Origin of the sequence: Barnesiella sp. (assembly GCF_022723415.1) — a bacterium.
GTDB lineage: Bacteria > Bacteroidota > Bacteroidia > Bacteroidales > Barnesiellaceae > Barnesiella > Barnesiella intestinihominis.
Genome location: NZ_JAIJHU010000002.1, coordinates 109,741 through 122,428 on the forward strand (window position 1 = coordinate 109,741; position 12,688 = coordinate 122,428).

Consider the following 12,688-nt stretch of genomic DNA (forward strand, 5'->3'; position numbering starts at 1 on the left):
TATGGAGCTCATTCAAGAAACTAAGAACGATAAGAAAAATGAAGGAGGGGTAACCCTGCGGGATATTGTCGAGTTGGTATTCGATAATTGGTATTGGATTGTGCTATCGGTCGTTATATGTATGTCGGTCGCATGGTTTTATTTAGCTATGCAAACACCGTTATACAAGAGAAGCGCGGTAATGTTAGTGAAGAGCGAAAACAAATCGGGAAACGATATGTCGGCTGTTCTTGAATTAAATGGGGGCATATCGGGTAGCGGAGTCGAGAATGAAATCTATATTTTGCAGTCGCATCAATTAATGCGTGAAGTTGTCGGACGCTTACATTTGGACGTCACTTATCAGGTAAAAAATTGGTTGCACTATGATCAGTTGTATGCCGAGTCGCCTATTCGGGTGAATTTCTTAGATGCTTATACGGCTCCGGTTTCTATGGAAATTAAGCCCTTAAATGGGAATCGTTTTTTACTGAATCAACTCAAAATAGGTACGAAGAAAAGTGACAACGAAGGCCAAGAGTTTTTGTTCGGTGATACTATAATTTCCGCAGCCGGTCGATTTATTGTAGAGGATATCCCCGATAAAATATCGGCCTATTATAATGTACCGGTCGAAGTATCTCGTATAGACTTGAATACTGCGGCAAATATTTATCATTCGTTTATTTCGACCTCTTTGGCCGGAGAACGTACGACATTGGTACAAATAAACTGCGTGGACTCGAATATCTCGCGTGCCGAGGCTATATTAAACGCTTTGATCGATGTTTATCGGGAAACGATTATCGAAGATAAAAACCGCATTGCGACCAGTACGGCTAAATTTATTAATGAACGAGTCGAAATTATCAGTAAAGAGTTGGGTGATGTAGAGAATGAATTGACCGATTTCAAGCAAAAGAATCGCATTGTCAGTATAGATGCAGCGGCCACTCAATTTATGAGCGAAAGCAGTAAGATGAGAGACGAATTGGTGCAGCTGGAAACCGAGTATGCCGTCGCCCGGGCGGTAGAACGTTATTTGACCGATAATGAACATAGTAAGCAGTTGATACCCAATGTATCGGGGGTAGGGGATAGTGGCTTGCAAAATCAGATAACGACCTATAACGAGATTCTGTTACAGAGAGAAAGATTAGCCGCTAATTCGGGTGAGAATAACCCTTTGGTAAAAGATTTAGACAATAATTTAGCCGCGGTAAGAGTCAATCTTACAGCCTCGATGGATAGTTATCTGTCTACACTGAAACTAAAATTGAAAAAGGCCCGGGAGGTCGAGTCGCAAACTCTCGACCATATCGAGTCGGTCCCTCAACAAGAGAAAAAGGCTTTGGGTATTATACGTCAGCAAAGTATTAAAGAGTCGTTGTATACATTCTTGCTGAATAAACGAGAAGAGAATGCTTTGCAGTTGGCTATTACCGAGGCCAATATACGGGTGATTGAGTCACCCTTCGGTTCGTCGGCGCCCGTCGCCCCGGCTCGCAGAATGTTATTGATGGGAGCCTTTATCGTGGGACTCATTATACCGTTGGCAATACAGCTTTTGCGATTACTGTGGAACACCGGTGTGAGGGGGCGTAAAGATATTGAGGATTATACGTCGATGCCTATATTGGGCGAAATTCCTTTAATGAAAGACCGAGATGGAGAACAAGCCATTGTCGTGGAAGAGAATAAGACCAGCAGTGTAGCCGAGTCTTTCAGATTATTACGGTCCAATATGGATTTCGTTGCTCCTCAGGCACGGGTCGTTATGTTTACGTCTACTATGCCGGGCGAGGGAAAAAGTTTCGTTTCCCGCAATTTTGCCGTAACATTGGCTATGACCAATAAAAAAGTGGTTTTGCTCGATATGGATTTGAGAAAACGCACATTGAGTAAAACATTAGATCTGACTACGAAAAACGGCGTGTCGACTTGGCTTTCCGGGAAAAACAACAGTGTGTCCGAGCTCGTTCAGTCCAGTAACATTCATGCGATGTTCGATATCATCTCGGCCGGTATTGTACCTCCCAATCCTTCGGAATTGTTGATGAGCGATCGATTACCCGTTTTGGTGGAAGAGTTGAAGAAACAATACGATTATATTATATTGGATTGCGTGCCGGCATTAGTCGTAGCCGATTCTTCTATCATTGGTCGAGTCGCCGATCTTACGATCTATGTAATCCGTAACGGAATGTTGGATCGCCGTTATTTGCCGGAATTGGAAAAACTCTACCGGGAGAATAAATTCAAGAACCTTACGGTCGTCATCAACGGTATCGAAATGGAGAGCAAAAAGTATGGATACGGTTACGGCTATGGTTATGGATACGGTTACGGCTATGGAGTGGAACATGGAAGAAAGAAAAAACGTAATGTCATCTATAAAATTGCTCATAGAATAGGACGGATTTTTAGGGGGTAAATTTATCTGTCTTTTACCTCTTGCTTTGAATCCTGTTGGTACTTTAATGCTATTGCTTATTACCCATGATGAGATAGAGGGAAAACAATAGTTTAAGCGTGGATTTGTAAAATAGAATTGAAAATAAAACTGCTCCTGCTTCGATGTAAATCCAAGACAGGGGAGACGCTGGAAGAAACGATAGTTTCAGAGGAAAAGGGTTAAGTCTTTCTTCCGGTAATAATAAAAATAGAATATCTTTATATTATATGCCTCAACAAGAATCGCGGGTCAAAAAATCATTGTTGAATGCAAGGGTCAATCTCATATTCTATTTCCTGACTCTTATTCTCTCGTTCTTCTCCCGGAAGATATTTCTCGATACGCTGGGAGCTGATTTTGTGGGACTCACCGGCACGTTGCAAAACCTGCTCGGGTTTCTTAATTTGGCAGAATTGGGGATAGGAAGCGCCATAGGTTATGTGCTTTATAAGCCCCTATTCGAGCACGATGAAGGAAAGATCAACGAGATTATCTCTGTGTTCGGTTACCTCTATCGTTGGATTGGTTTTATTATCTTGGGTGCAGGCATTGTACTGGCTTGCTTTCTTCCGTTGATATTTCCCAATACGGAGTTCGAAATGGGGATTATCTTTTTTGCCTATTTTTCGTTCTTGGCCTCCTCGTTAATCGGTTATTTTGCCAACTACAAACAAACACTCTTGGGAGCCGACCAAAAAAATTATATGGTCACCGCCTATTTCCAAACAGCAAATATTATAAAGGTTCTCATTCAAATGGCTTCGGCCTACTATATCGGCAGCTACTATCTGTGGGTTGCCATTGAATTAACCTTCGGCATCATCTATTCTTTCATATTGAATTGGAAAATCAATCAGGTTTACCCGTGGCTTCGCAGTGAAGTGCGTCAAGGCAAGCAGCTTTTCAAAAAATATCCCGAGGTGATGAAATACACCAAACAGTTGTTTGTTTATAAAATTTCTTGGCTGATTCGATTTCAGTCCCAAAATATTTTAATATATTCTTTTTCATCTTTGAAGATGGTTGCGTATTATGGAAATTATAGTATAATTTTTGATAAGTTGCTATTTTTATCAGGGAATATATTTAATAGTATTTCTGCAAGTATTGGAAATTTGATCGCGGAAAATAATAAAGAAAAAATTTTCCAAACTTATTGGGAGCTGTTTAGTATAAGGTTTATTTTTACGAGTATAATAGCTTTTTCTTTATATGTATCAATGCCATATTTTATATCTTTTTGGCTCGGGCCAAAATATATATTGACACATACAGTATTTTTATTGATGGTTATTTCATTATTTTTTGATCAGATAAGATCCATTACAGATCAATTCCTTTTTGGGTATGGTCTGTTTTATGATGTATGGGCTTCTATTTTAGAAGCTGTAGTTAGCATAAGTGTATCTATTGTATGTGGATATTGTTGGGGCTTAGAAGGTGTTATTTGTGGTAATATTTCTAGTAATGTATTTATTGCACAGGTATGGAAGCCTATATTTCTTTTTCGGAAAGGGTTTAATATGAAACCCCAATATTATTATACGAATTTAATTATCTATGTTGTTTTATTATGTATTAGTTTGTATATTTCTTTATATCTAATTAATAATATATTAACGAGTCCTAATAGTTTAATTTCTTTTGTCTTTTATGTTTTGATATGTGTAGCAGTGTTTGGATTTATATTAATTTCTTTTTTATTGCTATTTACAAGTGGAACAAGAAATATTTTTAGAAGAATTTTTAATCTTAAAATTTTTGTGAGATGACGCCTAATTATCGATTATTGGATATAAAATATCTAATAACAAAAAAGATTCCATTAATTGTTTTAGGAAAGATAAAAAGGAATCTACTTCCTGTTTATTATGTGAGATGGTCTAATAATTTTGGAGATTTATTAACTCTGATGATTTTGAAATATTATGGTTTTACTCCTGTTTTTTCATATCAGAAACGAGCAAAGTGTGTGGTTATAGGAACCATATTAGAGTTAATCCCATTTGATTTTAGTGGCTATATTTTAGGTTCTGGGTGGACGAGGTCTAGAAAGGGAAATTTTCCCAATGCCATTTTTATGGGTGTTAGAGGTTTCTTGACTAAGGAATATTTAGATATAAAAGACGATGTTTGTATTGGAGATCCAGGACTTCTTATAAGTGAAATTTATCCATGCTCGAAATTAGAAAAGAAATATAAGTTAGGAATTATTCCTCATGAAAGTGAGATAGAAGATAGCAGACTGAAAAAAATAAAAAATAGATTAGGAAATAAGTGTATCATTATTAGCCCTAGAAATAGGAATCCTCAGAAAGTGTTAGAATTAATAAATTCGTGTGAGTATATAGTCTCTTCTTCTTTACACGGTTTGATTGTTTCAGATAGTTATGGAATTCCGAATGGTTGGATTAAGATTAATGAAATAGATGATAGCAAAGATTTTAAATTTTATGATTATTACTCATCCTTAGGTGAAACATTAATACCTTTTCAAATTAATGGAAATGAGTTCATTGAAGACTTTATAAATATATGTAGAATTCCTCAAATTGTTAAAATAATGAAAATTAGAGAAAAATTAAATCGGATGTTTCTAAATTTTAAAATAGATATACATAAATGAGACCAACTATTTTTTGTCTAATGCCTGTAAAAAATGAGGAGTGGATTATAGAAAGATCTCTTTCTTCTGCGAGTATTTGGGCTGATAAAATCATTGTTTCAGATCAAGGTTCTACGGATAGGACTGTTGAGATTGCCCGGAGATTTCCAAAAGTAACTTTATTGGATAATTCTAAATTAGAAGAATTTAACGAGCAAGAAATGAGGGCTCCTTTATTTGCTGAAGCTAGAAAATATTCAGGAAAAAAACTCCTTATTTCTTTAGATGCAGATGAGATATTCACGCCAAATTTTGATAGTCCAGAGTGGAATTCTATGTTGAATGCAGAGGAAGGAACACGATTTATATTTAATTGGTATCATATATTACCGGATTATGAAAATGTTTTTACAACAATTTATAATACTTGTGCATTTATGGATGATGGCAGTGAGTATAATGTTGGATTAATTCATGTTCCAAGACAGCCAATTCCAGTTCGCCCTGTTTTGCAGATAAAATTAAATGATATTTCGATATTACATTTTCAATTTATAAATTGGGAAAGAATGGAAAGGAAACACATTTGGTATCAGATGTATGAAAGAATTTTTTATCCTAAGAAAAGTTGTATTTCTATTTATAGGGGACTTCACTATGATAAGTATTTTTTAGAGAGATATAAAAAGATACCATTAAATAGAGAATGGATAGATGGATACAAGACTTATAAAATAGATATTACGACAGTTCATTTGGTTCCTTGTTATATATGGGATGAAGTTATTATAAAATATTTAAATACATATCCTAAAAAATATTTTAATAGGATAGACATGTGGAATATTAATTGGGTAGAAAAAATTGATAAAAATGTATCTTTTGAAAAAACTAAATTTGAAGATAAAAGAACAGTTTTAGATAAAGCATTAATGTATTATTTGAGAAGAACTCAAGGTCGGAAGGATACTTTAGGAATAAAGATTATTGATAGGATATTAAAATTTCTATTTAGATGAAACGGCTGCTCATTGATATAAATTCGATTATTCCTTATTATACAGTTGGCTTTGTTACAGGAATAGGTCGCTCTACACTTGAATTATTAAAAGCGCTATCAAAAGTTGAAGATATTCCTTTTGAAATAGTTTTATTCTCTCAAAATACGCGAGGTGTAAAGGCTAAGAAGGATTTCTCATTTAGATATTTGCATTTTTATATGCCATATCGGAAATTTTTTAAAAAGATATCCAGTATACTACAATTGAAACGATGGTTTTGTAGATATGATCTTATTCACATGCCTAATAATACAGATCTGGAAGAAAATGAACGGAAGGTTATTTATACGATACATGATTTAATAGTGTGTCGTTATCCTGAAATGTGGGGAGTAGAGAATGACTTGTCTTTTTTTGTTAAGTTGAAATTTTCGTTAAGGAATTGCAAAGCAATAGTAACTTGTTCGGAATCCTCAAAAAGAGATATTATAGATTTTTCCGGAGTTCCCGAAGATAAAGTTATATCAATACCATGGGGTATTAATAGGGAGAAATTTAGACCTGTAAAAAAGTCTGATTTTATTAAACGTGTGGGGATATCTTCGTTGTATTATTTTTCGGCTTCATGTAATCACCCTCGTAAAAATTTATCTCTCATATTGCAAGCCTATCGTGATTATTATGAGAAAGGTGGAGTAGGTCAATTAGTTTTGTTGAATCCAAATAAAGCCGAGATGATAGGATTTGAAGATTTGATGAGGAGTAAAAGGATAATTGTCTGCCGATGTATTTCTGATGAAGAGTTAGTAGAGCTGTATTCTCATGCTCAATGCTCGATTATTGTATCGGAATATGAAGGCTTTGGGCTTCCTATTTTAGAATCTTTGGCATGTCATACCATGGTACTTTCAGCCGCTAATAGTAGTTTGGTGGAAGCAGGAGGGAATGTTGTGGATTATGTCGAGTCGTTAAGTGTGGAGGCGATAAGTCGAAAAATGTTGAAGTATGATAAAAAGGAAAAGTATGAAACAATAGATATAAAAAAAATAGAATCTCATCTGAATAATTTTACGTGGGAAAAATGTGCTGAGCGGTATATTAATTTTTATAGAAAACAATTGAGCATATAATATTTATGACTTTTTCAATCGTTATACCCACTTACAATGGTGCTGATTTTATTGAGCAGGCATTGCTTTCGGCATTGAATCAGAGTCGACCTGCCGATGAGATAGTCATATCTGATGATAATTCTTCTGATGATACGCTTGCTATTTGCCAAAAATATACTGATCGGATAAAGATTTATCGGAATTTGCAAGGGCCGTCAGGATTTGTGAACGGTTGGAATCATGCAATAGAAAAAGCTACCGGAGAGTATATTTCAATTCTTCATCAAGACGATTTGTTAGCTTCCACTTTTTTGGAAGAAGTCGAAAAAGCATTAGCTGTTTATCCTGATGTGAAACATTTATTTGCTCCGTGTAATTATATTGATGGAGAGGGTAATAGTTTGCAAGAACCCGATTATTGCACGGGTGAAATAAAACGGTATACAGGAATAGAGTATGTGAGAGCTTATCAGACAATAGGTCATCCGCATATACATCGTTGTCCCGGAGCGGTAACCCATAGAGATATTTTTAAAGTTTGCCAGTATCGGGAAGAAGCGGGTCATATAGCCGATGATGATTTTTTTTATCGGGTAGGACAATATACCGATGTGGTAGGGATATTGAGTCCTTTGGCTTCGTATCGGCTACACAATAAATCGGAGACCGGGCATTTGAAAAACATGCAATTGGTTCAGCGATTGGCACATGATTATATATTTCAAGTAAAGCAGTGGATGGGGTGTGATTTTATGGGAGAAAAGGAGTTTGAATATTTTTGTTCTCTTGCTGCCCGTTTTGCTTTTGAAGAATACTATTATGGAGTTAAATATAAGCAGTGTACTTGGGAAAAGGAGGGTAAAGACTATATGGAATATTTAAAATTACAGGATATAAAAATTTTAATTAAGTATAGACTTTTTCTTTTGTTAACTTCATTTTTTGGAAAAAATCTTTTATCAAAATTGTTAAAATGACTATCCTCATTTGCATACCTTGTTTGATGACTGGTGGAACGGAGATTCAGACGTTGAATCTCGTACAGGCACTTGTTGCCGGAGGACATCGGGTAGTGACGACATGCTATTTCGAATATAGCGATGATATGGTCGTTCGATTTCGAAAAGCCGGTAGCGAAGTGGTATGTCTGAGTTCTGCCGGAACGCGAGTGAATGGTTGGCGGGGAATACTTTTTTTATACAAAGGATTACGCAGGGTATTGAAGCAGTATAAGCCCGATGTAGCACATGTGCAATATATGGCTCCGGGTGCTATTCCTATTCTGTTGTTGCGATGGTTAGGTGTACGTCAGATTATTACCACGGCACATACGGCAGCCGATATCTATCCTAATTTACGGCTGGTACATTTTATTCAACGACATTGTGTGCGGGCGTTTACATGTATTACCGAGCTGGCCGAGCGATCTTTCTTCGGGACATCTCGATTGTATAATGAGAATACTCCTTTGAACAAACGCAACCATTTTACGATTTATAATGCGTTGCCTCCCGGCTTTTCTATTGTGAGAGAGAATAGGAGCTTTGTTCGCCCAATCACGATAGGGGTTGTCAGTCGGTTAGAAGAGATTAAGGGTATGGATTTGGTTGTTCCGGCATTTGCACAGGTGAAAAAGCGATATCCCGATACCCGATTGGTGATTGTGGGGGACGGTTCTTTGCGGACGAAAATGCAACGACAGGCACAAGAGTTCGATGGTACCGAATATGTCGAGTGGGCAGGTCGTCAACCGCAGGAGAGATTGACGGAGTGGTATCGCCGCATGGATATCGTGCTGATGCCCTCCCGTAGCGAAGGGTTTGGACTGACGGCTATCGAGGCAATGGCAAACGGTTGTGTGGTGGTCGCTTCCCGAGCGGGAGGATTGCCCGAAGTTGTTCAAAATGGAGAAGTCGGACTGTTGCACGAGGTGGGTTCAATCGACGATATGGCAAATAAAATCATATCGCTGATCGCGACTCCTGAGTTGTTGCAAAAATATTCATCAGAAGCGATACGGTATGTTCATAGGTATAGTTTCGAACGCTATTCTCAGTTGTTTAATGATTTGTATAAAAGATTGATAACTACTAAGCGGTAAATATGTATTTACTCAACTACATATATTTTCTTATTATCACTCTGTTGGGATTGAAGTTCTTGACGATGAAACGGGGAGTGATGGTCAACCCGCTGAATCGGGAGCAGAAAATGGTGATGGACGGCCCGGAGATGTTTTGGGTGTTGACTTTTTCTACCGGATTATTAGCACTATCGGCTCCCGGAGCATTAGATTTAATGGCTATCCGATTGATGGTTTTGGAGGTCTTTTGCATAGTGGGCCTGTTTATTTGTAAGCGATCTCCGCAATGGAGCCCGGCCATAGTACTTTATTTGTTATATATTGTTTGGTTAGTAATCGGGTTGGGTTATTCTCCGGCTCCCGGATATGGATTTCGGGTAATTTTGAAATACCTCTATCCTCTGTTAATAATGCTTTTTGCCTCGGCTACGGTGCGGGATAAAGAGGTCTTTCTCAAAGCCGGATTAGGTGCTCGGTCGGTAGCTCTCGTCTCTATCGGTGTTTTTTTTATACCATATGTCGTTCGTCTTTTTCCCGGAGTATTTTGGTATGGTACAGCAAGTGCCATTAATTACATATCGATGTGTATTTTTTCTTTGGCTCTCTTTTATTATACCGATGAAAAGAGGAAGAATCTTTTACTATGTGTGTTGTTTATGCTTCCTTGTATCTTATGGGTGTTTCGCACCAGTATTATGGGAACTACATTGGCTTTGATGACATTTTTCTTCTTTAAATACAAGATGAAATCGTTACCCGTAATTTTTGTTGTATTGGTACTGTTTGTTGTAGCTGTTTTTGCTATACCTTCAGTACGGGAGAAGATGTTTAAGGATAGCGAGAATGTATCTATCGAACAGTTGCAGCGGGGCGAAATCTCGAAAGACGATATTAATAGTAACGCTCGTTTTGCTATGTGGGAAGATTTACAAAGTCGGTTTTATGATGGAAAAGAACTGATGGGTTCGGGGATAGGAAGTGTCCAAAACTATATGTATAGTAATTTCGTGTTTGGAGGCTTGAAAGTGCCTCATAACGATTATGTTCAAATGTCTTGTGACAGTGGTATCATAGGTGTCGTATTATATCTGTTGGCGGTTTTTGCTATTATTGTGCATAGTTTTTTTGTATATCAAAAGTATACCGATGTATCTATAAAGATGTGCGCTATCGTAGCCGGGAGTAGCATAGTCGGGGTTGCTCTTACGATGTATACCGATAATGTGGTCAATTACTCTATGGCGACACTTTCTTATCCGTTCGGATTTTATGGAATGATGTTAGGACTTATAAAAAAAGAAAGATAGTATGAAGAAAAAATTATATGTATATATAGACCCAATTAATATAAAATTTCCGGGCTTTTCTATTATTGCAAATAGGATGGTAAGATATATCCCGAATTGTGAAATTATAGATAATTTATCGAAGTGTAATAAATCGGATTGGATTTTACCAATGGGGATTGTTGCCGGGTTGAATTTATTGAAGGAAGGGGGACATTGTAACACTATTTTTTTGGTGGATGCATTAACCTTAGGATTTAAAAGTACTATAAAGTTTAGTTGGAAATATAGTTCTATTTTTAAAAAATCTTGTATATTTGATGTATTACGGTTAATAAAATATATACCTATTGAGAGAAAGATTGTTGAAAAATATAAAAAAATTATTGTTGTATCTTCTCATGATCAAAAATATTTAGAGAGAAAATATAAGAAAGCAAATTTTTATACAGTAACGAATGGCGTCGTACTTCCGTCAGAAGACTGTATAAAGGAGAAGCAATTTGGATATACTTTAGGAATATTACATTATTGGGGGTGTGGTGCCCTTATTGAAATCGACTGGTTTGTAAAATCTTATCTTCCTAAATTAAGATTGAAATATCCTCAGTTAAAAGTTATAGCTGCAGGCCGAGGTGCGGATAATACAGTTAAAGAGTATTTTGATAGAAATCGGATAATATTTTTGGGTGAAGTAGAAAATTTATGTGATTTTTTTAATTCTATCGATATATACATAACAACTGTTCGTAAGGAATGTGGAATTTTGAATAAAGTGTTAGACGCATTTGCGTATAAAAAAATAGTATTGGGTTTGGACCATAATATGTATCCTTTTTCTTCAATTAAAGATGCTTATTTAACGTATCATAATTATCAGGAATGTGAGGACGCTATAAAATATATTGCTAATAATAGTCAAGAAATACGTCAAAAAACTTTGATTGCATATAGATATGTACAAGAACAACATAATTGGGAGAAAAATATAAAATTATTGGAGCAAATTATAAATAATGATTATGAGTAAGTTGCTGTTCTTTGCATCAGATTTTAAAATAGGGTTAAGTACGCTTTTGGCCGATGAGTTGATAGCGCTTTATCGATATGGTATTGAAGTATGTGCTGTTGCCGGAGAAAATGAACAAGAATCTGGATTGTCGGAGAAAATAAAAATAGAGGCTATTCCGATCTTTCGGATTGATGGTCTAGACAGACATGAAAAATTTAAGGAATTAGCGATTTCTTTAATTGATATAATGGTTAAGAATAAGATACGAGTTGTTCATGTACAAAATAATTGGCAGTTAGCATTGATGGCTTATGTTAAATTCAAATTATGCTTTAAGCAAAAAATTCGAATTATATATACTCTACATGGATTTCGTCATAATCATTTATTGAAATCTTATGTAGCACAAGTAATAATTGGATTGGGATTATTGTGTTTTGCGGATAAAGTAATTTGCATGAGTGGCTATTTGCGTAAAAAATTTAAGCTATTGTCTTATAAAATTGAATTATTGCCGTTAGGAGTATCTACTTCTTTTTTCTCAGGAAATTATTGTCCGTTACCTCAAAATGGTTTGCAAATGATTTTTCCTGCTCAGTTTAGACATGGTAAAAATCAAGATATCATTATTCGGGCTTTTGCAGAGCATATCAGGCGGACAAATGATAATGATTCAAAGTTAGTACTTCCTGGGGCTGGTGATTTATTGAGTGAAATGAAAGGTTTAACAGAAAGATTAGGTATTTCAAATCGAGTGGAGTTCCCGGGTTTACTTTGTAAGGAAGATGTACGATTATTGTACTTGAAAAGTAATATAGGAATAGTTTCGAGCAATAGTGAGACTTTTGGACAGAGTATTGTTGAACCTTTTGTATTAGGACGATGTGTTATTTCAACCCCCGTTGGAATAGCCAATGATATAATACAAAATGGTGTAAATGGTTATATATATACTTCTCAAAAGGATTTGGTAGAAAAATTTGATTATTTGTATACTCATCAAAATATGATTTATCAAATGGGTGAAAATAATTTTAAGGAAAGGGATTTATTTAATTGGGAGAGAATAAGCCAAGTTTATAAAGAAAAAATTTTATTTCTATCTTGATAGACTACATATTCTTATTAATTATGAAAATCCTTATTGTCCATAAT

General features: G+C 35.8%; 10 protein-coding genes. All 10 read left to right on the forward strand.

Annotated elements, in window-relative coordinates; genetic code table 11:
- Position 1: 1 nt before the first annotated feature.
- The 10 genes from QVD32_RS01075 (at position 2) to QVD32_RS01120 (ending at position 12,641) form a co-directional block, all read left to right on the forward strand.
- Positions 2 to 2,413, forward strand: a complete 2,412-nt coding sequence (locus tag QVD32_RS01075; RefSeq protein WP_287710000.1) for a GumC family protein — start codon at positions 2 to 4, stop codon at positions 2,411 to 2,413.
- A 248-nt stretch (positions 2,414 to 2,661) separates the two neighbouring features.
- Positions 2,662 to 4,206 carry a lipopolysaccharide biosynthesis protein gene (locus QVD32_RS01080; RefSeq protein ID WP_287710002.1) on the forward strand — a complete coding sequence of 515 codons (1,545 nt, stop codon included), beginning with the start codon at positions 2,662 to 2,664 and terminating at the stop codon, positions 4,204 to 4,206.
- Positions 4,203 to 5,060, forward strand: a complete 858-nt coding sequence (locus tag QVD32_RS01085; protein ID WP_287710004.1) for a polysaccharide pyruvyl transferase family protein — start codon at positions 4,203 to 4,205, stop codon at positions 5,058 to 5,060. The genes QVD32_RS01080 and QVD32_RS01085 overlap by 4 nt, the downstream gene beginning before the upstream one ends.
- Positions 5,057 to 6,058 carry a glycosyltransferase gene (locus QVD32_RS01090; protein WP_287710005.1) on the forward strand — a complete coding sequence of 334 codons (1,002 nt, stop codon included), beginning with the start codon at positions 5,057 to 5,059 and terminating at the stop codon, positions 6,056 to 6,058. Before QVD32_RS01085 ends, QVD32_RS01090 begins: the two co-directional genes overlap by 4 nt.
- Positions 6,055 to 7,170, forward strand: a complete 1,116-nt coding sequence (locus QVD32_RS01095) for a glycosyltransferase family 4 protein (RefSeq protein ID WP_287710007.1) — start codon at positions 6,055 to 6,057, stop codon at positions 7,168 to 7,170. The genes QVD32_RS01090 and QVD32_RS01095 overlap by 4 nt, the downstream gene beginning before the upstream one ends.
- A 5-nt stretch (positions 7,171 to 7,175) precedes the next feature.
- Positions 7,176 to 8,129, forward strand: coding sequence for a glycosyltransferase (locus tag QVD32_RS01100; protein WP_287710008.1), 954 nt, complete (start codon positions 7,176 to 7,178; stop codon positions 8,127 to 8,129).
- Complete coding sequence (locus tag QVD32_RS01105) at positions 8,126 to 9,253, forward strand: glycosyltransferase (RefSeq protein ID WP_287710010.1); 1,128 nt, start codon at positions 8,126 to 8,128, stop codon at positions 9,251 to 9,253. Before QVD32_RS01100 ends, QVD32_RS01105 begins: the two co-directional genes overlap by 4 nt.
- Before the next feature lie 2 nt (positions 9,254 to 9,255).
- A complete protein-coding gene (locus QVD32_RS01110) occupies positions 9,256 to 10,542 on the forward strand; it encodes an O-antigen ligase family protein (RefSeq protein ID WP_287710012.1) in 1,287 nt (428 codons plus the stop codon).
- A 1-nt stretch (position 10,543) separates the two neighbouring features.
- On the forward strand, positions 10,544 to 11,551 hold the full coding sequence (locus QVD32_RS01115) for a glycosyltransferase (RefSeq protein WP_008862145.1): 1,008 nt from the start codon (positions 10,544 to 10,546) through the stop codon (positions 11,549 to 11,551).
- Positions 11,544 to 12,641 (forward strand): glycosyltransferase family 4 protein, encoded by a 1,098-nt coding sequence (locus tag QVD32_RS01120; protein WP_008862144.1) that lies wholly within the window; start codon positions 11,544 to 11,546, stop codon positions 12,639 to 12,641. The genes QVD32_RS01115 and QVD32_RS01120 overlap by 8 nt, the downstream gene beginning before the upstream one ends.
- Positions 12,642 to 12,688: the final 47 nt, after the last annotated feature.

Excerpts from the sequence above, each read along its gene's own strand:
- QVD32_RS01100 (WP_287710008.1), top strand. The coding sequence starts at position 7,176 with ATGACTTTTTCAATCGTTATACCCACTTACAATGGTGCTGATTTTATT.
- QVD32_RS01095 (WP_287710007.1), top strand. The coding sequence starts at position 6,055 with ATGAAACGGCTGCTCATTGATATAAATTCGATTATTCCTTATTATACA.
- QVD32_RS01075 (WP_287710000.1), top strand. The coding sequence starts at position 2 with ATGGAGCTCATTCAAGAAACTAAGAACGATAAGAAAAATGAAGGAGGG.
- QVD32_RS01110 (WP_287710012.1), top strand. The coding sequence starts at position 9,256 with ATGTATTTACTCAACTACATATATTTTCTTATTATCACTCTGTTGGGA.
- QVD32_RS01080 (WP_287710002.1), top strand. The coding sequence starts at position 2,662 with ATGCCTCAACAAGAATCGCGGGTCAAAAAATCATTGTTGAATGCAAGG.
- QVD32_RS01085 (WP_287710004.1), top strand. The coding sequence starts at position 4,203 with ATGACGCCTAATTATCGATTATTGGATATAAAATATCTAATAACAAAA.
- QVD32_RS01090 (WP_287710005.1), top strand. The coding sequence starts at position 5,057 with ATGAGACCAACTATTTTTTGTCTAATGCCTGTAAAAAATGAGGAGTGG.
- QVD32_RS01115 (WP_008862145.1), top strand. The coding sequence starts at position 10,544 with ATGAAGAAAAAATTATATGTATATATAGACCCAATTAATATAAAATTT.
- QVD32_RS01120 (WP_008862144.1), top strand. The coding sequence starts at position 11,544 with ATGAGTAAGTTGCTGTTCTTTGCATCAGATTTTAAAATAGGGTTAAGT.
- QVD32_RS01105 (WP_287710010.1), top strand. The coding sequence starts at position 8,126 with ATGACTATCCTCATTTGCATACCTTGTTTGATGACTGGTGGAACGGAG.